Raw genomic sequence first — 22,513 nt, forward strand, 5'->3', positions numbered from 1 at the left:
AGGAGCACCACATGACGACGGACGCCACGGCGGCCGGCACCCTGCAACTCGGCGGCGAGCTGACCGTGAACCGGATGGGCTTCGGCGCGATGCGCCTGGCCGGCCCGGGAGTCTGGGGACCGCCGCAGGACCTGGCCGAGGCGTCGGTGGTGCTGCGCCAGGCGCTGGCGATGGGCGTGAACCACATCGACACGTCGGACTACTACGGCCCGCACACCGTCAACGAGCTGATCCGCACCAACCTCGCTCCGTACCCGGACGATCTGGTGCTGGTGACGAAGGTCGGCGCGCGCCGCAGCGCCGACCGCGGCTGGCCGCCCGCGCTGACGCGCGACGAGCTGATCTCCGCCGTGCACGACAACCTGCGCAACCTGGCCGTCGAGGCGCTCGACGTGGTGAACCTGCGCCTGGGTGACGAGACGGGCGGCTACCCCGTGTGCGTGTCCATCGCGGAACCGTTTTCCGTGCTGGCCGAGCTGCGGGAACAAGGTTTGATCCGCCACCTCGGTGTGAGCCACGTGACGGCCGAGCAGCTCGACGCGGCCCGCCAGATCGCGCCGGTGGTGTGCGTGCAGAACGCCTACAACCTCGCCCACCGCGACAACGACGAGCTCGTGGACAAGTGCGCCGAGCTCGGGATCGCGTTCGTGCCGTACTTCCCGCTGGGTGGCTTCAGCCCGCTGCAGTCCGCGGTGCTCGACGCGTGCGCCACGCGGCTCGAGGTGAAGCCGATGCAGGTCGCGCTGGCCTGGCTGCTGCAGCGTTCGCCCGCGATCGCCGTGATCCCGGGCACGTCGTCGCTGGCGCACCTGAAGCAGAACATCGCGGCGGCGTCCTTGGCGCTCCCGGCCGACGTCGTGGCGGAGCTCGACTCGATCGGTGCCTAGTTCGGCGTCACCTCCAGCGTCACCGTGCGGTTGGCGGCCGCGTCCGTGCCCGCGTGCACAGGCGTGGCCTGGTCCGCGCTGGTGATCGCGAACGTGGTGAGCGGTTGTCCGCTCGCCGTCGCCAGCACGCGGGCCGCCGAAGCGGCGCGGGCCAGCGCGGTCGACGAGCCGCCGGTGGCCGGGCCACCGGGCACGGCGACACCGTGGCCGATCACGGTCACCCGCACGTCGAGTCCCTTGAGGACGGCGCCCCAGCGTTGCAGCGCCCGCCGGCCATCGGCGCTGGGGCTGGTGGCGTTGGGACCGAAGAGGCCTTCGTCGAAGGTGATGGTGACGGCGGAGCCGGTGGTCACCCGCACGCCGTCGCCGCCGAGCCGCGAAGCCAGCGCTGCCAGCTCCTGCTGACGGCTTTGGTCCGCCGCGGCCGCCTGCGACAACGAGGCGTGCAACCGGTCCAGCTCGGCCTGCACGGCGGGACTCGTCGTCGCGGCCGGTGTCGCACTCGACGCCGGCTGCGGTACGGACCACGGCAGCGTCACCACGATCGCCGCCGCCCCGGCCACGGCCACTACCGCCGCGCCGAGGGCCGCGAGCCGTCGGCCGACCGGACGTCGGCGCAGCCGTCCCGAGCGGATCCTGGCGATCACCCGCCGTCCGGCCAGCGCCGCCTCGGACTCCGGGGCCAGCACCTGTACCAGCGCCCACGCCGCGTCGGCCAGCTCCAGGTCACCGGCTTGGGCGTGCACGCGGGCGAGCAGGTCGAGCCGGGCCACGTTGTCGCTCGCGTCGCGCTGCAACAGCTCCACGGCTGCCGCGTACTGGCCGAGGCGTGCGAGATCGGCCGCCTCGGCGAGCGTCAGCTCCTCGGTGAGCTCGCCGAACACGGTCATCACGGCCGCTCCTGACGCTGGATGCCGTCGAACCCGCCCTGCGCGTCGCGCGGCAGCAGCGCGCCCAGCCGGAGGTTCACGTCGTTGAGGGTCGTCCAGTTGCGGGCGTTGAGCGCGTTCTCGCCTTCGCGGACGAGTTCTCGGGCGCGCCTGGGGTCGGTCATCCGGTCCTGTGCGGCGCGCAGGGCGTGGAAGATTTCCTCGTCGAGTGAACCGTCGCGGCGCAGCAGCAGCACCTGCAGGTCGGTGGCGCGGTCGGAGAGGCGCTCCGCGGCCGCGACGTCCCGCGCGTCGCGCACCGTCTCGTACCGGCGTTCGATGTCGGCCAGCTCCGTGCGGTCCTCCTCGGATCCGACGCGCTCGACGAGCTCCCGGCAGTGCTCGATCTGGTCGCGCAGCCGGGCCATCACGTCGGGGATGCGCAGCTCTTCCTCGATGTCGTCGAGCTCGGCCTGGACCTCGCGCATCCGCTGGTCCGCGGCCACGGCAGCGCCCTCGTCGTTCGCGCCCGAGGTGACCTCCGAGCGCACCGCCGCGACCGTGCCCTTCTCGTCCAGCCGCATCAACAGCCCGCGGGCTCGGTCGGAGCGGGTCGTCTCGGCTTCGGCGCGCAGCTGCTCGTAGCGCGCCTCCAGCTCGTTGAGCTGCCGCCGCAGGGCCGGCACCTCGGGAACGGTGGTCTTGCCGAGGTCGACGTCGGCGTCGAACTGCTCGTCGAGAACCGGCACGTCCGCGGTGACCGTGACCAGCCGCGACTGGTCCATCTCGAAGGTCACCAGCACCTCGCTGCCTCGCGGCAGGTCGCGGCGCACGTCCTGGGCCTTGATCTCGATGAGCCCGACCTGCTTGTTGCGATCACCGCGGCGGAACTCGCCCTCGGCGATCGGGATGCGGATCACCGAGCCCTGCTCGGAGCGGCGCACGCCCGCGGTCGTGTAGAACGGCTGCGTGGCCTGGGCCGGCAGCGGCTGGTTCTTCATCAGCATCGGGGTGAACGAGCCGTCGGCCTCGGTGATGCCCACGCTGAAGACCACGGACTCGCCCGGCATCTCGTTCAGCACGTGGGTGATCGTGAAGCCGGACGGGTCGACCGGCATTCGTGCGCCTGCCAGGTCGATCAGCTCGACCTCGAAGCGGTTCGCTTTCCACTCTTCGAGCGCGACATCGAGGGTGAACGCTCCGTCCGGCGACAACGCTACTTCCGCGCTGCGGTACTCCAGCCCACTCTGCACCGCGCTCAGCGCCACGCGAAAACGGGCCCACTCGGCGCCGCCCGGAGTCTCGAACCGGCCCGAAATCGGAATGGACTGGAGACTGGTCGTGGTCGGGCAGGACAGGACGACGGAGAACTCGCCGCGCTTGGCCACGACCTTGGCTCGCGGCAGCGCCTGCGTGCCGGCGTAGATCGCGGCGCCCCGCGCCACGACCGTACTCGGGTCCTGGCTGTGGTCGAGGGGGATGCCGAGCCCGTCGTTCGGGTCGGCCAGCAGTTCGCGCAGCCCCGGCGCCAGAGTCGGGCCGCCGACGAGCAGAAGCCGGTCGATGTCGGAGGTCTTCAGGTTCGCGTTGGCGAGCGCTTCGCGGCAAAGGTGCACCGCACGCAGGTAGAACGGCATGGCGAGCCGATCGACGTCCTCGCGCCGGAGGGTGTACTCGAACAGCTCAGACGCACCGCCGCCGAGGTTGAGTTCGGTCATGATCTGCGCCTGGTCGGTCGACGACAGCGCGATCTTGGCCGATTCCGCGGCCGCGCGCAGCACCGTGACGACGTTGAGCCAGCGTGGGTTGTCGACGGCGAAATCCTCGAGCCCGAACTCCTTCGCGGCGGCGGGGCCGAGGAGGCTGCCCACGATGGCCGCGTCGATGTTCTTGCCGCCGAGGCCCAGGTCACCGGCGTGGTGCAGCACCGAGAGCTCACCCTCGACCGTGCTGACCACGGCCGAGTCGAACGTGCCACCGCCGAGGTCGAACACCATCCAGTAGGCACTGCGGCTCTCGTTCTGGAACCCGTACGCGAACGCGGCCGCCGTCGGTTCCTGAACCAGCGGACAGCGAACGGTGAAGCCCGCGAGCTTCGCCGCTTCGCTCGTGGCCTCGGTCTGGTTGAGGGCGAACGCCGCCGGCACGGTGATGACCGCGGCCGCGGGCGGCTCACCGAACCGGCGGGCGGCGTCGCCACGCAACGACTTGAGCACCTCGGCCGACAGCTCGACCGGTGTCATCGACAGCCCGGCGCGCGCGAAGGTGCGCCTCGCGTCCGCGTAGCCCATGGCCTGCTTGAACTCGATCTGAACGTTGTCCGGGTCGCTTTCCCGGCGCGACTTCGCCGCGGCGCCGACCTGGATCAAGCCGGGTTTCGGCATCCACACGGCCGACGGCGTGTAGTCGCCCTGCACGTTGTTCTTGACCACCGAGACCTGGCCGGCGTCCAGCACGGCGAGCGCGCTGTTCGTCGTGCCGAGGTCGATGCCGAAGTCAATGGTGTCCCGCATGAGCTTCCTCCGCCTCAGCCGTTATCCGACTCGGTGCCGGGGGCGACCGGGCACCCCACGATGACCTGTCCCATCTGAATCCTTCGCCCAGCCAGGTAAACCGAAGGCCGCACCGTCTCCACCACCCGCTCGGACACGAGCCGGGGTTCGTCCTGGAACAGCAACGCTTCCAGCGCCAGGCCCGAGTCGAACGCGATGCCGTCGTGGTCCTGGATCCGCACTCCGGCCGCGTCGAGAGCCTCCTGGCTCGCCGACAGGTACCGGCCGGCCTGCCTCGCCACGCGGTCCTGCACGCCCGTGAGCTTCTTGCGGGCCCGCCAGAACGCGGTCGCCGCCGCGGCCAGGTCCGATTCGGACAGTGCCGGCTCCCCCGCTTTCCCGGCGGCGCCTTCGGCCGCGGCCAGGAGCGCGGAGACCTGTTCGGCCAGTACCCGCAGCCGTGCTCGTTCTTCCGCACCCCACAGCGGTTCGGGGATGCGGAACTCCTTGTGCTGCCGACGCTGGCGCCGGTCTTCGGTGTTCGTCACACCCGTGTCCTCTCCGTGGTGACGTGGGCGGTCCCGACCACGAGCAGCAGCACCGCCGTCACCACCGTGATCCAGGCGGGGATCGGCGTGCCGCCCGCGTGCATCGTCCGAAGCACGACTCCCGCCACGACATCGGTCACGATCAGCCCGGTCAGCCGGCGGCGCCCCCCGATCGGGTCGCCGGCGAGGCCGAGGGTCAGGAACAGGCCGGGAACGCCGATGAGCAACGAAGGCAGCAGCGGCGAGGTGAGCAGCGAGTTCAGCAGAACGACACCGAAGGCCACGTGCAGCAAGGCCGCCAGCACCCGGCCGCCGGAATAGTGGCGCAGCGTCGGCCGGCGGTCCTGCAGCAGTTCCACCGAGTGGATCATCCGGCGGGCCTGATCCCGGTCCTCGTCGCGCGGTGCGACCTCGACGATGGTGTTCAGCACGGGGATCGCGTCGTCGTAGCGGCCGCGTTTGATGTGCCCGGTCACCGTGGTCCACAGCTGCCCGACGTCGACGGGGGCGTGCACGCGGCGGGAGCCGAGCGCGTCCTGCTCGTTGCGCTTGACGGTGGCCGTCGTGCCGGGGTCGTTGGTGAGCCGTTCGGCGAGGGCGAACACGTCGCGCAGCAGACCGGTGGGCGCGCCCGGCGAGTCCGCGAGTGCCACACCGATGTTGTTCAAGGCCACCGCCGACAGCTCCGCGAGGGTCTCGGTGCGGCGGAACTCCTTGCGGGGCACGAGTTGTTCGAGACGGTCCAGTGAGCCGCCCAGCGATGCCACGGCGCGTTCGGCCGCCGTGCGCGCCTGGCCTTCGTCGAGCAGCCGGCGCAGGTCCTTGAGCAGGGCATCCACGCGCGCGTACGTGGGCTCGGCCGCTTCACTGCGCGCGTCGGCCACGGTGTGCTTGTCGCCGCCGAACAGCGGCAGGTACCGCACGAGCCGGTGGGGCTCGGCGGACTCGGCCGTGACCGCGACGAGCGGGGCGAGCAGGGCCTCGGGCAGGCCGCCGCGAATTCCGTCCACAGTGGACTCATCGAGCCGCCGGTCGCCGAGCACCGCCACCCGGTGGGCGAGGTGGCGCCAGAAGGCCTCGCTCTCGAGCGTGGCGGCCCAGCTGCGCGCGGCCTCGTCCCACAGCGGCGCCGGGTGGTCCTCGCTCACCTCCAGCTCCGCCTCGAGCGCGGCCGCGTGCGCCGCCACGGCGAGGTCGTGCTTGTGGTGCAGCTGCGGCGGGCACTCGCACTCGTCGGGGATGCCCCAGGTCCAGAACAGCTCGTCGACGAACCGCTGCTCGGTGTTGCCGAGCGCGTCGAACGCCGAGCGGATCTCCTCGGGCGTCGTGTCGGCCGGCACGCCGGGCGGGCGCGAGCCGCCGACGTCGAGTACGCCGAGGACGCGCTGCCGCTGTTCCCGCACGGCGCGGCGCGAAGCTGTGGCCGGGAGGCCGGTGATCCGGAAGGGGTTGCGACGGTAGAGACGTGGCGTGGCGATCGCCCGGAGTCGCCCGGCCGCGGTCCGTTCGCGGCTGTCGTTGGCACCCATGGTGGGGAAGGTAGGCGGGGGCCTCGGGAGGGGTCCCGGTTGGTTTTGGTTGGTGGTGGGGGTGGGGGGCGGGAGTGGGTCAGTTTGTGGGGTGGGGGTGGGGGGCCGGAGTGGGTCAGTTCGTGGGGGGCCGGACTGGGTCAGTTCGTGGGGGTGGGGGCTTGGGTTGTTGGTGGGTGATGGTTGGGGTCGTTGGCCGACAGTAGGCGAGGGCTTGCCGCCTTCGGCGGAAAAGGAGATCGGGGCAGGGCTCCCCGAGCGGCAATTGTTGCGACGGTTCGGGGGTGTTTGTCAAGGATGGAAAGACTCCTTGACAAACACCCCCGAACCGCGCTGTCGCTTTTCGTCGGGGGCCGGCCGGGGGAAGGGTCGGGGTATGGGGTTTTCGCGGACTTGAGTTGGGCTGCCCGGTGGCGGTTTCAGGGGGGAAGGCCGAGTTGTCGAGGGGCTGGGTTGCGCTTGGCCCGGCGCGATTTCAGGAGGAAGAACGGGTCGTCGAGGAGGTCAGATGTGTTGGGCCGGCTGCGGAGCCGAGGTGCAAGGACTAGTTATCGAGAAACCGCAACTGGATCGAGCCACGAGCACTGCCCAACCTCAACTTCAGCTCGACTCACGGACCGTCAGCGAAACCGGCAAAACCCGGCGCCTCGGTGGAGGTTCGCGGCCGTCCAGCATCTCCACCAGCGTGGCCACCATGGCGTGCACCTGTTCGCGCGGGTCCTGGTGCACCGACGTCATCGGTGGTGTCATCTCGGGGGCCAGGGTGGCGTTGTCGTCGAAGCTGACGACGGCGACGTCGGCCGGGATGGTGCGGCCGGTGGACGAGAGGGTGCGCAGGGCGCCGACGGCCATCATGTCGCTGGCCACGAACACGGCGTCGAGGTCGGGGGCACGGTCCAGCAGCGCTGCCATGGCGCGGGCGCCGCCGGCGAGGGTGAAGTCGGACTCTTCGGCGAGGTCGGTGGGGTCGAGACCGGCGTCGACGAGGGTTTTGCGCCAGCCTTCCAGGCGGTCGATGGGGGCGCCCTGGTCCTGGGGGCCGGCGATGGTCGCGATGCGGCGGCGGCCGCTCGACACGAGGTGGGACACGGCGAGACGCGCGCCGCCCTCGTTGTCGAAGTCGACGACGTGCACGCCGCGGCGCAGGTCAGCCGCCTGGCCGCCGAAGACGACCGGCACGCGGAGCAAGCGCAGCGCGCGGGGCAGCGGGTCGGCGCGGTGCGGGGCGAACACGAGCACGCCGTCGACGTGCCCGCCTTCGAGGAAGCGCACCGTGCGCGTGAGGTCCTCGCGGGTGTCGCTGAAGATCAGCACCATCTGGCAGCCGACGTCGGCCAGTTCGCGGTAGCCCGCGCGCATCACCGCCGTGCGGTAGGGGTCGTCGAGCAGCCGCGCCTCCGGTTCCGACAGCACCACGGCGACAGCGCCCGTGCGCCGCGTGACCAGCGACCGCGCGGCCTGGTTCGGCGAGTAACCGAGATCGCGCGCCGCGGCCAGCACCTTCTCGCGAGAGCGCGCGCTCACGTAGGTGTCGTCGTTCAGCGCCCGCGAAGCGGTGGAGCGCGAGACACCGGCGAACGCCGCGACATCTTCCAGCGTCGGGCGCTCGTCCTCGGACCGAGGCGCCACCGGCACCCACCCCCTGACTTGAGCTCGGCGGCCAGCTTAGCCGCACGATTCAGGGAGCGCTCCCGGAAGGGCACGCTCCGATAACCACACTTGACATGGAACTCCAGCCCACCCACACTCGTCAACCGTCTGGGAGCGCTCCCAGAAATCGAACCTTCAAGGGGTTGACGGTGTTGGCAACGGTGACAACGTTCCGGAAGGGCCTGGCCCTCGCGCTGGGCATCACGACGACGGCGCTCGCCCTGGCGGCGTGCGGTGGCGGCGGTGGCAGCAGCAGCGACATCCCGGCGGCGGCCGGGCCGAACGAGCACGTGGAGCTCACGCTGGCCACGTTCACGGAGTTCGGCTACGAGGCACTGATCCCGGAGTACGAGCGGCTGCACCCGAACATCAAGATCACGCACCGCAAAACCGGCCAGGGCGGCCCGTACGCGCAGGACATGATGACCAAGCTCGCGGCGGGCTCGGGTCTCGCCGACGTGCAGGCCGTGGAGGAAGGCCACCTCTCCGACATCCTCGCGAAGTCGTCGAAGTTCTACGACCTCACGCAGATCGGCCCGGCCGACGCGAGCGCGGACCGCTGGCTGCCGTGGAAGTACGACGCCGGCAAGGACAAGACCGGCAAGCTCATCGGCTACGGCACGGACATCGGGCCCGACGCCATGTGTTACCGCAAGGATCTGCTCCAGCAGGCCGGACTGCCGACGGACGACGCGTCGGTGAAGGCGATGTTCGCCACCTGGGACAGCTACTTCGCCGCCGGCGCGCAGTACGCGTCGAAGACCGGCAAGGCGTGGTTCGACTCGGCGGCGCAGAACTTCAACGCGATGGTGAACCAGCTGCCCGTGGGTTACCTCGACAAGAGCGACAAGCTCACCGTCGAGTCCAACCAGGGCATCAAGGACGCGTGGGCGAAGGTGACCGACGCCGTCGCGAAGGGCGAGTCGGCGAAGCTCACCGCGTTCAGCAACGAGTGGAACTCCGGCTTCCGGCAGAGCGCGTTCGCGACGAAGGTCTGTCCCGCGTGGATGCTCGGCGTGGTCAAGGAACAGGCCGGGCCGGAGAACGCCGGCAAGTGGGCCGTCACCGACGCGTTCCCCGGCGGGGGTGGCAACTGGGGCGGCTCGTACCTGACCGTGCCCACGCAGAGCAAGCACCCGCGGGAAGCCGCGGCGCTGGCCGCCTGGCTGACGGCGCCCGAGCAGCAGCTCAAGGCGTTCCAGGCCAAGGGCACCTTCCCGAGCCAGGTCAAGGCACTGGAGAGCCCCGAGCTGCTGAGCCAGACCGACGCGTACTTCGGCGGCGCGAAGGTCGGTGAGCTGTTCGTGGCGCAGGCCAAGAAGGTCACCCAGGCGCAGTACAAGGGTCCGAACGACGGGCAGATCCAGGAGAACGTGACGGCTCCCGCGCTGCAGGCCGTGGAACAGGGCAAGTCGCCGGCCGACGGCTGGCAGCAGCTGGTTGACGGCGCGAAGAAGCTCGCGCGGTGACGAGCACCGTCACGCGCGAAAGCACGCAGGCCGGGGTGCGGCGTCCCGCACCCCGGCCGGGGCTGCGCGACCGGCTGTCCCGCTGGGACGTGAAGGTGTCGCCCTACCTCTACGTGGCACCGTTTTTCGTGGTCTTCGGCATCGTGGGGCTGTTCCCGCTGCTCTACACCGCGTACGTGTCGCTGTTCCACTGGGACGCCGGCGACGACAACCCCGATTTCATCGGCCTCGACAACTTCAAGGAGCTCTTCGCCGACACGCAGTTCTGGCACTCGCTGGAGAACACCGTCAGCATCTTCCTGCTCTCCAGCGTGCCTCAGCTGATCATCGCCGTGCTCCTGGCCGCCTTGCTCTCCACGCGGCTGCGGGGCGCGACCGGCTGGCGCGTCGGGATCCTGCTGCCGTACGCGGCGAGCCTGGTGGCGCTCGGGATCATCTTCGCGAACTTGTTCGGCCCGCGCTACGGACTCGTCAACGGTCTGCTGCAGACGATCGGACTGTCCCCTGTGGACTGGCAGGCCAACCGGTTCGCGAGCCACGTGGCCATCGCGATCATGGTCAACTGGCGCTGGACGGGCTACAACGCGCTGATCGTGCTGGCCGCGATGCAGGCCATCCCGAAGGAGCTGCACGAGGCGGCACTGATCGACGGCGCGGGCACCGTGCGGCGCTTCCGGCACGTGACGCTGCCGCTGCTCAAGCCGACGCTGATCTTCGTCACCATCACCTCCACGATCGGCGGGTTGCAGATCTTCACCGAGCCCAAGCTGTTCGACGCCATGCCTGGCTCGAACAACGGCGGGTCCACGCACCAGTTCCAGACGGTGACGCTCTACCTGTACCAAACGGCGTTCGAGAACTTCGATCTCGGCTACGCCTCCGCGATCGCGTGGGTGCTGTTCCTGATCATCGTGGTCATCGCGGCGCTGAACTACGTGCTGACCGGCCGGATCGCGCGCACGCCCCGAAGGAGGAAGGGATGACCACGCTGACCACGCGGGTGAGCCGGCTGGGCAAACCCCGCAAGGCCACCTACTGGGTCCTGGCCGTGTTCGTGCTCGGGTCGCTGTTCCCGTTCTACTGGTCGTTCCTGGTCGCCAGCCGCGACAACGGCATGCTCACCGAACGCGTGCCGCCGCTGCTGCCGGGCGGCAACTTCTTCGCCAACGCCGCGCGCGTGTTCGACACCGTGCCGTTCTGGAAGGCGCTGGCCAACAGCGTGATCGTGTCCGGCACGGTCACGCTCACCACGGTGCTGTTCTCCTCGCTGGCCGGGTTCGCCTTCGCCAAGTTGCGCTTCCGCGGCCGCAACGCGTTGTTCGTGTTCATCGTGGTGACGCTCGCGGTGCCGACGCAGCTGGGCATCATCCCGCTGTTCATCGCGATGTCGAAACTCGGCTGGGCCGGTGGGCTGCAGGCGGTGATCGTGCCGAACCTGGTCACCGCGTTCGGCGTGTTCTGGATGCGGCAGTACACCGTGGACGCGGTGCCCTACGAGCTGATCGAGGCCGCGCGCGTGGACGGCTGCAGCATGATCCGGATCTTCTGGAACGTGTGCCTGCCCGCCGTGCGCCCGGCGGCGGCGATCCTGGCGATGTTCACGTTCATGATGTCCTGGAACGATTTCCTGTGGCCGCTGGTCGTGCTCGACGTCGGCAACCCGACCGTGCAGGTGGCGCTGGAGAAGCTGCAGAGCGGCTACTACGTGGACTACTCGCTCGTGCTCGCCGGCACCACGCTCGCGACGATCCCGATCCTCATCGTCTTCCTCCTGCTCGGCCGCCAGATCGTGGCCGGGATCATGCAAGGTGCCGTGAAAGGGTGACCATGTCCGTTGACTCACAGGCCGCCGGAACCGGGCTCGCGTTCCCGCCCGGGTTCGTCTGGGGCGCTGCCACGGCGGCGTTCCAGATCGAGGGGTCGACCACTGTGGACGGACGCGAACCGTCCGTGTGGGACACCTTCGCCGCCCGCCCGGGTGCGATCCGCGGCGGTGACACGGGCGAACCGGCGGCCGACCACTACCGCCGGGCGGGCGAGGACGTCGAGCTGATGCGCTCGCTCGGCCTCGGCGCGTACCGGTTTTCCCTGGCGTGGCCCCGGATCCAGCCCGACGGTGTGCCCAACGTGCGGGGCATCGCGTTCTACGACCGGCTCGTCGACTCGCTGCTCGCCGCCGGGATCGCGCCGTGGGCCACGCTGTACCACTGGGACCTCCCGCAGCGGCTGGAGGACCTCGGGGGCTGGGCCTCTCGGGACACGGCGTACCGCTTCGCCGAGTACGCGGAGACGATCGTGGGCGTGCTCGGCGACCGCGTGGCGAGCTGGTCGACGCTCAACGAGCCCTGGTGCGCGGCGATGCTCGGCTACGCCAAGGGGGTCCACGCCCCGGGCCGTGCCGATCCGGGGGCCGCGGCCGCCGCGGCCCACCACCTGCTGCTCGGCCACGGGCTCGCGATGGACGTGCTGCGCCGGGCTGCCCCGGGCGTGCCGGCCGGGATCACGCTCAACCTGTACCCGGTCACGCCGGACTCGGCCGGGCCCGAAGACGCCGAGGCCGCGCGGCTGGTCGACGGGCAGCAGAACCGGCTGTTCCTCGACCCGGTGCTGCGCGGCGGCTACCCGGCCGACGTGGTGGCCGATCTCGCGCCGTTCGGGTTCGCCGACGTGGTGCTGCCCGGCGACGAGGACGTGATCGCCGCGCCGGTCGACTGGCTCGGCGTGAACTACTACCGCGACTACCGCGTGGCCGGCTCACCGCGGCCGGGCAGCTCACCAGCCGAAGCAGAGTGGTTGGGCGCGGCGGGTGTGCACTTCGTCCCCGACGCGGCGGCGCCGCTCACCGACTCGGGCTGGGAGGTGCGCCCGGCCGGGCTCACCACGTCGTTGCTGCAGGTGCACCGCGACTACCGACCCGTTCCGCTCTACGTGACGGAGAACGGCGCGGCCTACCCCGACGTGCCGCACGAGGGCGAGATCGCCGATACCGACCGGGTCGCGTTCCTCGACGCGCACCTGCGCGCGGCGCACGACGCGCTGGCCCAGGGCGTGGACCTGCGGGGCTACTTCTACTGGTCGCTGCTCGACAACTTCGAATGGGCCGAGGGGTACGCGAAACGGTTCGGGCTCGTCCACGTCGACTACGCGACACAACGGCGAACACCGAAACGCAGCGCGCATTGGTACGCGGAGGTGATCGCGCGGGGCGCGTTGGAAATTCACCCTGAAAGCGCAACGCACCATTCACCGGGACATCCATAAATCGACGTAACGGACAAACGGGACGCCCGGTGTTCGCCGCCGTGAACACCGGGCGACCAGCGGCCCGCACTGGTCTGAACCTGTCTGACAAGACAACCCCGCGACCTGCTGTGATCGCCCAGCTCACCGTTGCCAACTCCCAAGGTGAACCGGTATAACTTTCTTCACGCCACGCACGAAGTGGTCGGCAATTCGGTCCCCCACCGTTTCGATGAATTGTCGCCCGCATTCCGATCCCTGCCGTTTCCGCCGCATTCGGCCGGGCCCGGCCGATCGTGCGCGGAATTCTCTCTCCCCGTCTCCTTGGAGTGCCCGAATGCGCATTTCGAAACTCAGAACCCTCGCTGCCGCGGCCCTGCCCGTATTGGCGGGTGTCGCCATGGCCACCGTCAGCCCCGCCGTGAGCGAGGCCGCCCCGGCCGCGGGCGGTGCGTTCCCCGCCCACTACTCGGCCCCGTACCTGCAGGTCAGCGACGGCGACATCGGTCAGATGGCCGCCGACATGAACGCGACCGGCACGAAGTTCTACACCCTGGCGTTCCTCACGCCCTCCAGCGGCTGCAACCAGCTGTGGGAGGCGAACGGCACGGGCGTGGGCTCGTTCAAGTCGCAGATCAGCTCACTGCAGGCCGCGGGCGGCAACGTGATCCCTTCGTTCGGCGGTGCCGCCGGCGGCGAGATCGCCCAGACCTGCACCAACACGGCGAACCTCACGGCGGCCTACGCCAACGTGGTCAACACCTACGGCACTCCGCGCCTCGACTTCGACATCGAGGAAGACACCATCAAGGACACCGCGGCCAACCAGCGCCGCAACTCCGCGCTCGCGGCGCTGCAGCAGCAGAACCCGAGTGTCCAGGTGGACTACACCCTCGCCGTCGACCCGAGCGGCCTGGGTTCCACGCAGATGGACATCCTGCGTGACGCCAAGAACAAGGGTGTCAACGTCAGTGTCGTGAACCTGATGGTGATGGACTTCTACGACGGCCAGCCGGTGCTCGGCGACGCGCTCGCGTCGGCGCGCTCGGCCGCGAACCAGCTCGCGAGCCTGTACGGCATCTCGACCTCGGCGGCCTACGCCAAGATGGGCCTCACGCCGATCGCCGGGCGCAACGACGACGGCGCGCAGTTCAGCCAGTCGGACGCGCAGCAGCTGGAGACGTTCGCGGCGCAGAACGGTGTGCAGGAGCTCTCGTTCTGGGAGGTCCAGGACTACGACCGCGCCACCGGGTACGCGTACTCGCGGATCTTCAACGCCATCACCGGCGGCGGTGGCGGCACCACCACGCCCCCGCCCACGGGCGGCAAGCAGATCACGGGCTACGGCGGCAAGTGCGTGGACGTCGCGGGCGCGAACCCGGCCAACGGCACCAAGGTCGAGCTCTACACCTGCAACGGCACCAACGCCCAGCAGTGGACCGCGACCGGCGGCACACTGCAGGCGCTGGGCAAGTGCATGGACGTCGCCTCGGCGGGCGTCAACGACGGGGCGAAGGTGCAGCTCTACGACTGCAACGGCACCGGCGCACAACAGTGGACCCGCTCGGGCACCCAGTTCGTGAACTCCGGCTCCGGCAAGTGCCTCGACGCCACCGGGCCCAGCTCGGCCGACGGCACGCAGCTGCAGATCTGGACCTGCACGGGTGGGGCCAACCAGCAGTGGTCCATGTGAGTCGGTGATTTTCGGACTCGTTCCACGAGCCGGTGGGGAGCAGCTTCCTTGCTCCCCACCGGTTTTTCGCGTTTTGAAGAACTTTTCGCGTTTTGCCGTCATGGCTCGCGAGGTCGGTCGTCGGATCCACGTCGGCCCGCCCACGAGCAGAAGCGAGGCAAAACGATGACCGTTCAGTGCCACGACGCGGAACAAGAGGTCGGCGTGTGGTTGACCGGGGAGTTCTCAGGACGGCTGCCCGCCACGACGGTGGCGGACGTGATCCGCGCGACGCGGCGCGACCTGGAAGGCCGCATCGCGACGGAGGAGCTCGGCGAGATGCTGCACCGCATGGCCCGCGCGCGGCTGCAGCGGCTGCTCACTGCGGACGGCCGGATCCCGCGTTCCCGCTGACGGGTTTCTCGTCCAGCTCCGGGGTCGGTGTTCCGCCGAAGAGGTCCCGCAGGCGGTTGCGGCGTGCGAGGTAGTGGGCGCCGAACCGCCGGCGCGACCGGTCGAGCTTGCGCCCGGCGTAGCGGCGCCGCGCCCACGCGGAGTCGGGTTTCGCCAGCCGCAGCGCGCCGACCAGCGCGATCAGCGGGACGACGACACCCAGCACCCCCGTGGCGAGCTTGCCCTTGAGCAGGCAGACCAGCGCCGTGACCAGGTGTACCGCGATGCCCAGCAGGTACGACCACATCGCCGACTCGCCACGTGTCTCGCCGATCGGTGACGCTTCGAGCAGCAGCAGGATCCCCAGCGAGCCACCGATGAGCACAGCGTCGATGGACTTGCGGCCGCTTTCGGCCCAGTAGACGTCGTCGAGGTAGAACCAGAGCGCGAACTCGTCGAGCACGAGCGCCGCACCCACCCCGAACAGCCCGGCCAGGATCTCGCCCCACGGCGCGTCGGGCGAGAAGCGGAACTCGAGCGCGCCGACGACGAGCACGAGCAGGATGCCCCACACCTGGTGGTGCACGTGGACGCCGCCGATGTGGATGTCGTGGATCAGGCCCGTTCGGCCCTGCGGTTTGCGCTGCTTCGCGCGGATGCGGCGGGTGAGGCCGCGCACGACCACGAACGTGAGGAGGAACCCGACCACCGCCCACATCGAGGCGGCGCGGCCGGTGTCCACGAAGACGCGGTCATACCAGTCCACGGCAGGCTTCTTCCCTCGTCGCCGGAAGCTGCGGTGCCGTCCATTGCCGATCCGGCCGGCAGCCACAGCGGGGACGCTCGCCTGTCAGGGTACGTCCAGTTTGGTGCCCGCCTGCTTTTTGGCCGGATCGGCAACCACTGCTTCGTCCTCGTTGTCCTTTTCCCTGATGCGCTCGCCGGTCGTGTGATCCTGGCGCGGGTAGGGTCTTCCCCGTGCGTGTCGAGATCGTTTCGCTGCTCGTGTCACCTGTGCACGCGTTCGAGGGCCGTCCCGCCGACGGGCCGCGACCGGACCCCGTGCCGGTGTCGCGATCCTGCGTGGAGGTGCGTGCCGGCCTGGGCCTGGTCGGCGACCGCTACTTCAACCACGCCGCCCACCGCGACGCCGCGGTGACCGTGTTCGACGTCGACGCGCTTGCCGAGTTCGGCCCCGTGGACCCGTTGCTGACGCGCCGCAACATCCTGCTGCGCGGCTTCCGCATCGACGACCTCGCCGCTCGCCGCGACCGCCCGGGCGCGTTGTTCACCCTCGACAGCGGCGACGGCCCGGTGCGCTTCCAGGCCCGCCGCCCGGCGAACCCGTGCGCCTGGATGGACGTGACCGTCGGCCCGGGCGCCTTCCGCGGCCTGCGCGGCCGCGGCGGCGTGCGGTGCGTGCCGCTCGACGACGGGGTGCTGAGGGTGGGGCCGGCTCGGTTGACCGTGGAGGAACCTTCCTTGGAGGCCGGATGACCGACGCTTGGCACCAACCCCTGCACCACATCCCCGGCGGCTCGCTCACCGGTGACACCAACCAGACCACCGGCATGCGCCGGTACGAAGCCATCTCGGGCAAAACGGTGGGCTCGCGGAAGGTCTGGATGGGCGAAACCCACGTCACGCCCCACACCAACTCGGGCGACCACCACCACGGCTCCGCGGAGACCGCCATCTACGTGCAGTCGGGCCACCCGGTGTTCGTCTTCGCCGAGGGCACCTCGGAGGTCCGCATCGAGACGTCCCCGGGGGACTACGTGTTCGTCCCGCCGTACGTCCCGCACCGCGAGGAAAACCCGACTGGCGAGGACGCGGTGGTGATCATCGCGCGCAGCAGCCAGGAGGGGATCGTGGTGAATCTGCCCAGCTTGTGGGCCGAGGTGGAAATCCCGTCGGAGTAGGTTCGCGCCCCGCGTCAGGACCCCGGCGACATCCGGCTGCTCAACGGCAACGTCTGCCGCTCCGGCGGCCACCACACCTGCGCGGGCGGCGGCGGCACGTCGTCCTCGGGCAACTCGAGCGCGTCGAGGCCCTTCTGCCACCGGCTCCAGTGCGCGGCGCACAGCCCGCGCCACAGCGACGCCTCCGAGCACTCCTGCCGTCGGCACGGCTGCACCTGCTGCCCGCTATCCACCACGTTCACGTCTCCAACCACGCGACTCGGCTCCCGACGCTTCCCAGCTTGCCCCGGAAACGATCGGAACACCCCGTGTCCGCGCCAACACAACCCTTGTGCAGCAACGACAACGACGAGGCTCCAGCGTACTCCCGCCCACGTCGAGCCCGGGTTCGGGCGTGCGGCACCCGTTCAGCGGTTGACGCTGTCGTCCCGGTGGAGGTGGCTGAGGTCGTACTCCCGCGCCGCGGTTCGCTGGGGCCGGGTGCGGAGCAGGGACTCGTCCGGGGAGGAGTCCACGTCGTTCAGGCCGAGGGTGACCGCGTGGCGGATCTGTTCGCGGTTTTCGCGCACGACGGAGGAGAAGAAGTCGTCGATGCGGGGGTCGAGGAGGACTTCCAGGAGCACGCGGAAGGAAGCGTCCACGGCCGCGCGGACGATCTCGTCGTGGAAGGGCAGGCGGCGCAGGCGGCCGAGTTGCGGGTCGGCGGCGAGCTTTTCCGTGATGATCGCGCGCAGTTCCACCTTGTTCTCGCTGAGGGACTTCGCGAGGTTCTCCGGGTAGTTGCCCGTCTCGAGGACCTTGACGACCTCGTCCATCACGGCGATCGTCACGGGTTTCTTGATGGCGCGCACGAGCGGGTCGGACAGCCGGTCCATCAGCCGGTAGAAGAACTGCTCCCCGACCGCCCGGTCGGCCGCCCGGCCGATGCGGATGAGCAGCAGCAGCCCGGCGATCAGGTGGTGCTGCGCGACGAACGGCGGGTACGCGACCGGGATCATCGCGAAGACCTCGTACCAGTTGCGCGTGAGGAAGGCCGTGCGCCAGGCGACCTTGCGCCACCGCCACAGGAAGTGGAGCAGGAAGATGCCGCAGATGACGCAGTCGACCCGGAAGAACCACGCGTCGGCCTCGGGCGGGGGCGGGGAGCCGAGCAGCAGGTAGCCCAGGCCGCCCACGGAGACGACAGCGAGCAGGAACATCACCCAGTCGTCCACGTGCACGTTGCCGGGGAGGATCCCGCTGTTGAGCTCGGCCTCCCGCCGGCCGGTGGTGGTCATGCCATCTCCAGGAATCGACGCCGCGTGGCCCGATCATGGCACGTCACGACCCTGCGGGCCGCGCGACGAGCCCGCGGTCAGGCAGCGACGACCGGTCCCACCGGTACGGCCGGGTCCGAATCCACCCCCGTCGGCCACCCCGCCGCCGTCGAGCATCCGGCGACGAAGAGCACAGGCAGCGCCGGCAAAGCGACCTTGTCACGGATTCCGGAGACCCCGGACCGTCAGGCGAACGTCCGCGCCGCGCAACAGCTCCGCTGGATCACGCAACTGGCCCGAGCAGCGTCTCACCGAGCGGAGTCGTCAGGTACAGCACCGAACGCCCCGACCGTTGACCCGCCACCAGACCCGTCTCGCGCAGCACGCGCAGGTGCTGGGACACCGCGCTCGGCGAAACGCCCAGCGCCCCCGCCAGATCCGTGGTCGTGGCGGGCGAGCGCAGTGCCTCCAGCAGCTCGGCGCGCGGCCGTCCGAGCAACTTGACCACGGCGGCACCGGGACCGGCCAAGCCCACTGTCCACAGTGCACCGATGCCGCGCGCCGGGTAGCGCACCGTGGTCTGCGTCGCGGTGTTGTGCTTGATCAGCACGTCGGGCGAGCCGAGCACCAGCGGCATCAGCACCAGCCCACCGGGCCCCCGGTTGACGACCAGGTCCGGCCCGACCTCCGAGAGAACCAACCGTCCCGCCGTCCACCGCAACGACGGGTGCAGGTCCGCGAACAGCCGCTCGCTGCCCCCGACGGCCAGCTGCCGGGCCCGGTGGGCGACGTCCGCGTCGAGCACCGCGCGGATCCGCGGCCAGAACGGCGCCACCAGCCGGGAGTACGCCGTCCGCAATTCGCCGGCCAGCGAGGCCAACCCCGCCGCCGGACGCGCCGCCAAGCCGGCCAGCGCGGGCGGCAGGCGGTCGCCGAAGACGCGCGTCAGGCTCGCCCGCACGTGCCGCGCGGTGGTGTGCCTGAGCGCGGCGAGGTCGTCGTCGATCGTGCTGCTCACGTGGGCCGGGGCGGGGACGAGGAAATTGGGCCAGCTCGGCTTCTCGGCCGTCAGCAGCGCTCGCGCCAGCGGCACGTCGAGCGGATCACGCGCGAGCTCGTCGGCCGCCCACCGCAGCCAGCGCCGGTGAATCGGCCCGCGGTTGCGTCCGAGGACCTGGAGCAGCGCCGCCACCGTTTCCGACAACGGCGACACGGCGAACCGCGTCGCCGCCAGCTCGGCGACGCCGACCTCGACGATGCGCGCCACGGAGCCGAGTATGCAGCACCGGGCTAAATCGTGTCGGCGCTTCGCGGGGAACCGCAAGATCGGCCGCATGACGCGACTTCTGCCGGCGTACCGGCGACTGTGGTGGGCCGCCGGGATCAGCAACGTCGGCGACGGCGCCTTCACCACCGCCGTGCCCCTGCTGGCCGTCTCCGTGACGCGCGATCCGCGGCTGATCTCGCTGGTCACCGCCGCCGCGTTCGTACCGTGGCTGCTGCTCGCACTGCCCGCCGGCGCGTGGGCCGACCGCCACGACCGCGTGCGGCTGATGTGGCGCGCCCAGCTCGCGCAGGCCGTGGTCGCCGCCGCGGTCGCGCCGGCGGCCGCCCACGGCAGCATCACCCTGCTCGTGGTCGCCGCACTGGCCCTCGGCGCGGGCGACGTCGTCTTCGGCACGGCTGCGCAGGCGTTCCTGCCGGACGTCGTACCGAAACCCTTGCTGCACAGGGCCAACGGCTCCCTGCAGGCCGTCACCACGATCGGCGTCCAGTTCGCCGGCCCGCCACTGGGCAGCGTGCTGTTCGCCCTCGCCGCCGCGCTGCCGTTCGGCCTCGACGCCGCGTCGTTCGCCGCCTCCGCCGCCCTGATCGCGACGCTGCCCCGACGCCCGCACCGGGCCAGGCCGAAAGCCCCGATCACCGAAGGCCTGCGCTGGCTCGCACGCCACCGCCTGCTGCGCACCCTCACGCTGGTCCTGGGCGTGAACACGTTCTGCGGCCAGCTGGCCAACGCCACCCTCGTGCTCCTCGCGACCCAGACACTGCACGTCAGCGCCCGCGGCTACGGCGTGCTGCTCGCGGCCGCGGCGCTCGGCAGCGTCGCCGGCGGCCTGGTCAACGCGCGGATCGTCGCCCGCATCGGGCCGCCGGCCGCGCTGATCGCCAGCCTCGCGGTGAACACCGCCGTGTTCGCCGCCATCGGCCTGGCCCCGGCCGCGCTCGTGCTCGGCGCTCTCCTGGCGGTGAACGGTTTCGTTACCACGCTCTGGAACGTCGTCACCGTGAGCCTGCGCCAGGATCTCGTGCCCGCACCGTTGCTGGGGCGCGTGACCAGCGTCCACAAACTGCTCGGCTGGGGTCTCATCCCCCTCGGCACGCTGGCCGGCGGACTGATCGCGGCGTCCTTCGGCCTGCGCGCACCGTACCCGGTCGCCGGAACCGTGCGGGGGCTGGCCTTGCTCGCTGCGCTGCCGATCCTGCTGCAGGCCCGGCGAATCCACCGGGCCGGGGAGGAACCACCCGCGCCCTCGGCCGTCTCCGGGACCTGATGATCTGGCCGGTCCGCCGCGCCCTGCTCAAGCAGCCGAACAACTCCGACCCGACCAGGCCGGGGAAGCTGAACAACTCCCCCGGCCGTCGAACTCAAGCCGTGAGACCCACCGCGGCCTCGGCCGTGTTCACGAGGAACGTCAGCGTCTCCCGGAAGTACAGCTGCACGCTGTCGGCGTCGTGGCTCGTGTAGCCGATCGACAGGTCCTGGCCGAAGTGCAGTTCGTAGTCGCCGCCGCGGGTGGTGAGGACGCAGGCACCCTCGATGGCGGGCGCCAGGATCAGGTCGCCGTCCACGATCTGCTTCAGGTGCTCCAGCACGGGGTAGCCGTGGCTGGCCGCCTCGATCGCCGCCGTGTACGCGGCGTTGCTCAGCAGCACCGAGTACGGGCCCGCGACACCGGCCGAGCGCAGCCGAGCCAGTGCGTCGCCGATCGCCTTCGGGTAGGCGCTCGCCTCGGCCGGCAGGGCGACCGGGCTCAGCGACGACGCGGGGCGGATGCCCTCGATGCCGGCGCCCGCGAAGCCGTCGAAGACGATGCGGTCCTCGGCGTACGCGATGGCCTGCGCGGCGTCCTTCACCGGCTGCCAGTCGGGGTCCTTCGCGCCCCACTCCACGGAGTCGACGGCCTCGCGCGTGACCGTGAAGGGCACCTTCAGGTCCACGATCCGCTGAGCCGTGCGCAGCCGCGTGGTCACCCCGGTCAGGGGGCTGTCGATGCCCTCGACGTGCCCGGTGCCGACGGCCGAGAGCGTCGCGTCGTCGGCCACGACCACGTCGACCACCTTGCGCGCCGACGCGAACTCGGCGAACGTGCGCCGGGCCTCTTCCTCGAGGTCCGACCAGGCGGCGTCGGAGATCGGGGCGAGTTCGCGATGCAGGTTGTTCATGACCGGGGACTCCTTCGCAGGCTGCCGATGCCCAGTGACGTGCCGGGCTTGCGTGCCGGAGGTTCCGGCTCGGGTTCGTCCGCCGCGGCTTCGGCGACGGACGGGTCTTCCAGGAACTCCGCCGTGGGCACGTAGAACAACGCACCCGTCAGCGGCGTCGAGAAGTCGAGGATGGCGTCGGTGTTGCCGGGCGGCGAGCCGACGAACATGTTCTCGAGCATCGTCTCGATGATCGAGGGGGTCTTGGCGTAGCCGATGAAGTACGTGCCGAACTCGCCGTACGCGGGCCGCCCGAAGGGCATGTTGTCGCGCAGGATCTCGAGCTCGTTGCCGTCCTCGTCTTCGATCACGTTGAGCGCGATGTGCGAGTTGGCGGGCTTCTCCTCGTCCGACAGCTCCACATCGGACAGTTTGCGCCGGCCGATCACCAGCTCCTGCTGCTCGGTGGTGAGCTTGTTCCACGCCGCCATGTCGTGCAGGTACTTCTGCACGATCACGTAGCTGCCGCCGTTGAACGCCCCGTCGTCGTCGACCAGCACGGCGTCGACGGCGCCGCGGCCGGTCGGGTTCTCGGTGCCGTCGACGAAGCCGAGCACGTCACGCGCGTCGAAGTAGCGGAAGCCCTGCACCTCGTCGACGACCGTGACCACGCCGTCGAGCCGCGCCATGATCAGCGACTCGAGCTCGAAGCACAGGTCCATGCGCTCGGCCCGCAGGTGGAACAGCAGGTCGGCGGGCGTCGTCACGCTCGCGTGCTTGTCACCGGCGAACACGGGCAGGTCGTGCAGCTCGGCCGGACGCGGCGAGCCGTAGATCCGGTCCCATGCCGAGGAACTGAGGCCCGCCACGCAGCTGAGCCCGCCGTCCAGCGACCGGAACCCGACGGAACGCTGCAAGCCGGACAGATCCGCCAGCAGATCCCTCGCCACGGACTCCCCGCCGGGGTTCACGCGGACCACCAGGAAGATCGCCGCGCGCGTGAGCGGGCCGATCACCCCCTGCGGCTCCGGGGGCAGCTCGGCTGAAGACGCCGTCACCGCTCACCTCCGGCGCAGCGTACCTTCTCGACCACTCGCCCTCCCACCTGCCTGACTGAACGACGCGAATACTAACCCGGCACTGCGAATTCCTCTGCCGCACTC

21 protein-coding genes are annotated in these 22,513 nt (G+C 70.5%); 10 read left to right on the top strand and 11 right to left on the bottom strand.

Features of this window, described 5'->3' with window-relative positions; all coding sequences use genetic code 11:
• Window positions 1–11: 11 nt before the first annotated feature.
• A complete protein-coding gene (locus ACWEOE_RS03580; protein ID WP_452003412.1) occupies window positions 12–887 on the top strand; it encodes an oxidoreductase in 876 nt (291 codons plus the stop codon).
• Here ACWEOE_RS03580 and ACWEOE_RS03585 read toward each other — a convergent pair.
• From ACWEOE_RS03585 to ACWEOE_RS03605, 5 genes are all read right to left on the bottom strand, one after another.
• Window positions 884–1,777, bottom strand: a complete 894-nt coding sequence (locus tag ACWEOE_RS03585) for a hypothetical protein (protein ID WP_452003414.1) — start codon at window positions 1,775–1,777, stop codon at window positions 884–886. The two genes, ACWEOE_RS03580 and ACWEOE_RS03585, sit on opposite strands and share 4 nt — an antisense overlap.
• On the bottom strand, window positions 1,777–4,269 hold the full coding sequence (locus ACWEOE_RS03590) for an Hsp70 family protein (protein WP_452003417.1): 2,493 nt from the start codon (window positions 4,267–4,269) through the stop codon (window positions 1,777–1,779). Before ACWEOE_RS03590 ends, ACWEOE_RS03585 begins: the two co-directional genes overlap by 1 nt.
• Before the next feature lie 14 nt (window positions 4,270–4,283).
• Window positions 4,284–4,796: a hypothetical protein gene (locus ACWEOE_RS03595; RefSeq protein WP_452003420.1), complete on the bottom strand. Its 513-nt coding sequence runs from the start codon at window positions 4,794–4,796 to the stop codon at window positions 4,284–4,286.
• On the bottom strand, window positions 4,793–6,325 hold the full coding sequence (locus ACWEOE_RS03600) for a hypothetical protein (RefSeq protein WP_452003423.1): 1,533 nt from the start codon (window positions 6,323–6,325) through the stop codon (window positions 4,793–4,795). Before ACWEOE_RS03600 ends, ACWEOE_RS03595 begins: the two co-directional genes overlap by 4 nt.
• Window positions 6,326–6,925: 600 nt before the next feature.
• Window positions 6,926–7,954: a LacI family DNA-binding transcriptional regulator gene (locus tag ACWEOE_RS03605; RefSeq protein WP_452003426.1), complete on the bottom strand. Its 1,029-nt coding sequence runs from the start codon at window positions 7,952–7,954 to the stop codon at window positions 6,926–6,928.
• Window positions 7,955–8,136: 182 nt separating this feature from the next.
• On the opposite strand from ACWEOE_RS03605, the gene ACWEOE_RS03610 reads away from it, so the two are divergent.
• From ACWEOE_RS03610 to ACWEOE_RS03635, 6 genes are all read left to right on the top strand, one after another.
• On the top strand, window positions 8,137–9,444 hold the full coding sequence (locus ACWEOE_RS03610) for an ABC transporter substrate-binding protein (protein WP_452003428.1): 1,308 nt from the start codon (window positions 8,137–8,139) through the stop codon (window positions 9,442–9,444).
• Window positions 9,441–10,427 (top strand): carbohydrate ABC transporter permease, encoded by a 987-nt coding sequence (locus tag ACWEOE_RS03615; RefSeq protein ID WP_452003431.1) that lies wholly within the window; start codon window positions 9,441–9,443, stop codon window positions 10,425–10,427. Before ACWEOE_RS03610 ends, ACWEOE_RS03615 begins: the two co-directional genes overlap by 4 nt.
• Complete coding sequence (locus ACWEOE_RS03620; protein ID WP_220244166.1) at window positions 10,424–11,269, top strand: carbohydrate ABC transporter permease; 846 nt, start codon at window positions 10,424–10,426, stop codon at window positions 11,267–11,269. The genes ACWEOE_RS03615 and ACWEOE_RS03620 overlap by 4 nt, the downstream gene beginning before the upstream one ends.
• A gap of 2 nt (window positions 11,270–11,271) precedes the next feature.
• Window positions 11,272–12,705, top strand: coding sequence for a GH1 family beta-glucosidase (locus ACWEOE_RS03625; RefSeq protein WP_452003434.1), 1,434 nt, complete (start codon window positions 11,272–11,274; stop codon window positions 12,703–12,705).
• Window positions 12,706–13,084: 379 nt separating this feature from the next.
• Window positions 13,085–14,377: a ricin-type beta-trefoil lectin domain protein gene (locus tag ACWEOE_RS03630; protein ID WP_452003437.1), complete on the top strand. Its 1,293-nt coding sequence runs from the start codon at window positions 13,085–13,087 to the stop codon at window positions 14,375–14,377.
• 165 nt (window positions 14,378–14,542) lie between these two features.
• Window positions 14,543–14,770, top strand: a complete 228-nt coding sequence (locus ACWEOE_RS03635) for a hypothetical protein (protein ID WP_452003440.1) — start codon at window positions 14,543–14,545, stop codon at window positions 14,768–14,770.
• On the opposite strand, the gene ACWEOE_RS03640 is transcribed toward ACWEOE_RS03635, so the two are convergent.
• Window positions 14,736–15,515, bottom strand: a complete 780-nt coding sequence (locus ACWEOE_RS03640; protein WP_452003443.1) for a hypothetical protein — start codon at window positions 15,513–15,515, stop codon at window positions 14,736–14,738. The two genes, ACWEOE_RS03635 and ACWEOE_RS03640, sit on opposite strands and share 35 nt — an antisense overlap.
• Window positions 15,516–15,727: 212 nt before the next feature.
• Here ACWEOE_RS03640 and ACWEOE_RS03645 point away from each other — a divergent pair, with 212 nt between their 5' ends.
• Window positions 15,728–16,246: a molybdenum cofactor biosysynthesis protein gene (locus ACWEOE_RS03645; RefSeq protein ID WP_452003446.1), complete on the top strand. Its 519-nt coding sequence runs from the start codon at window positions 15,728–15,730 to the stop codon at window positions 16,244–16,246.
• On the top strand, window positions 16,243–16,671 hold the full coding sequence (locus tag ACWEOE_RS03650; RefSeq protein ID WP_452003448.1) for a cupin domain-containing protein: 429 nt from the start codon (window positions 16,243–16,245) through the stop codon (window positions 16,669–16,671). Before ACWEOE_RS03645 ends, ACWEOE_RS03650 begins: the two co-directional genes overlap by 4 nt.
• Before the next feature lie 14 nt (window positions 16,672–16,685).
• Here the strand turns inward: ACWEOE_RS03650 and ACWEOE_RS03655 are convergent, their stop codons facing one another.
• From ACWEOE_RS03655 to ACWEOE_RS03665, 3 genes are all read right to left on the bottom strand, one after another.
• Window positions 16,686–16,913, bottom strand: a complete 228-nt coding sequence (locus ACWEOE_RS03655) for a hypothetical protein (RefSeq protein ID WP_452003451.1) — start codon at window positions 16,911–16,913, stop codon at window positions 16,686–16,688.
• Between the two features lie 165 nt (window positions 16,914–17,078).
• A complete protein-coding gene (locus ACWEOE_RS03660) occupies window positions 17,079–17,948 on the bottom strand; it encodes an ion transporter (protein WP_452003453.1) in 870 nt (289 codons plus the stop codon).
• Between the two features lie 262 nt (window positions 17,949–18,210).
• The gene (locus ACWEOE_RS03665) at window positions 18,211–19,194 is read right to left on the bottom strand and encodes a DUF5937 family protein (RefSeq protein ID WP_452003455.1); all 984 of its coding nucleotides are present in this window, start codon (window positions 19,192–19,194) and stop codon (window positions 18,211–18,213) included.
• Window positions 19,195–19,261: 67 nt separating this feature from the next.
• Between ACWEOE_RS03665 and ACWEOE_RS03670 the strand changes: the two genes are divergently transcribed.
• The gene (locus ACWEOE_RS03670) at window positions 19,262–20,479 is read left to right on the top strand and encodes an MFS transporter (RefSeq protein ID WP_452003457.1); all 1,218 of its coding nucleotides are present in this window, start codon (window positions 19,262–19,264) and stop codon (window positions 20,477–20,479) included.
• Window positions 20,480–20,573: 94 nt separating this feature from the next.
• Here ACWEOE_RS03670 and ACWEOE_RS03675 read toward each other — a convergent pair whose 3' ends face one another.
• Both ACWEOE_RS03675 and ACWEOE_RS03680 read right to left on the bottom strand, forming a co-directional pair.
• Window positions 20,574–21,371 carry a family 1 encapsulin nanocompartment shell protein gene (locus ACWEOE_RS03675; RefSeq protein WP_452003460.1) on the bottom strand — a complete coding sequence of 266 codons (798 nt, stop codon included), beginning with the start codon at window positions 21,369–21,371 and terminating at the stop codon, window positions 20,574–20,576.
• Entirely contained in the window at window positions 21,368–22,408 is a 1,041-nt protein-coding gene (locus ACWEOE_RS03680; protein WP_452003463.1) for a Dyp-type peroxidase, read from the bottom strand. Before ACWEOE_RS03680 ends, ACWEOE_RS03675 begins: the two co-directional genes overlap by 4 nt.
• Window positions 22,409–22,513: the final 105 nt, after the last annotated feature.

Source organism: Amycolatopsis sp. NPDC004368 (genome assembly GCF_053602515.1).

Bases quoted from the DNA above. Each gene is read 5' to 3' on its own strand.
- ACWEOE_RS03630 (WP_452003437.1), top strand. From the start codon at position 13,085: ATGGCCACCGTCAGCCCCGCCGTGAGCGAGGCCGCCCCGGCCGCGGGC.
- ACWEOE_RS03585 (WP_452003414.1), bottom strand. From the start codon at position 1,777: ATGACCGTGTTCGGCGAGCTCACCGAGGAGCTGACGCTCGCCGAGGCG.
- ACWEOE_RS03670 (WP_452003457.1), top strand. From the start codon at position 19,262: ATGACGCGACTTCTGCCGGCGTACCGGCGACTGTGGTGGGCCGCCGGG.
- ACWEOE_RS03600 (WP_452003423.1), bottom strand. From the start codon at position 6,325: ATGGGTGCCAACGACAGCCGCGAACGGACCGCGGCCGGGCGACTCCGG.
- ACWEOE_RS03580 (WP_452003412.1), top strand. From the start codon at position 12: ATGACGACGGACGCCACGGCGGCCGGCACCCTGCAACTCGGCGGCGAG.
- ACWEOE_RS03625 (WP_452003434.1), top strand. From the start codon at position 11,272: ATGTCCGTTGACTCACAGGCCGCCGGAACCGGGCTCGCGTTCCCGCCC.
- ACWEOE_RS03675 (WP_452003460.1), bottom strand. From the start codon at position 21,371: ATGAACAACCTGCATCGCGAACTCGCCCCGATCTCCGACGCCGCCTGG.
- ACWEOE_RS03620 (WP_220244166.1), top strand. From the start codon at position 10,424: ATGACCACGCTGACCACGCGGGTGAGCCGGCTGGGCAAACCCCGCAAG.
- ACWEOE_RS03590 (WP_452003417.1), bottom strand. From the start codon at position 4,269: ATGCGGGACACCATTGACTTCGGCATCGACCTCGGCACGACGAACAGC.
- ACWEOE_RS03660 (WP_452003453.1), bottom strand. From the start codon at position 17,948: ATGACCACCACCGGCCGGCGGGAGGCCGAGCTCAACAGCGGGATCCTC.
- ACWEOE_RS03650 (WP_452003448.1), top strand. From the start codon at position 16,243: ATGACCGACGCTTGGCACCAACCCCTGCACCACATCCCCGGCGGCTCG.
- ACWEOE_RS03635 (WP_452003440.1), top strand. From the start codon at position 14,543: ATGACCGTTCAGTGCCACGACGCGGAACAAGAGGTCGGCGTGTGGTTG.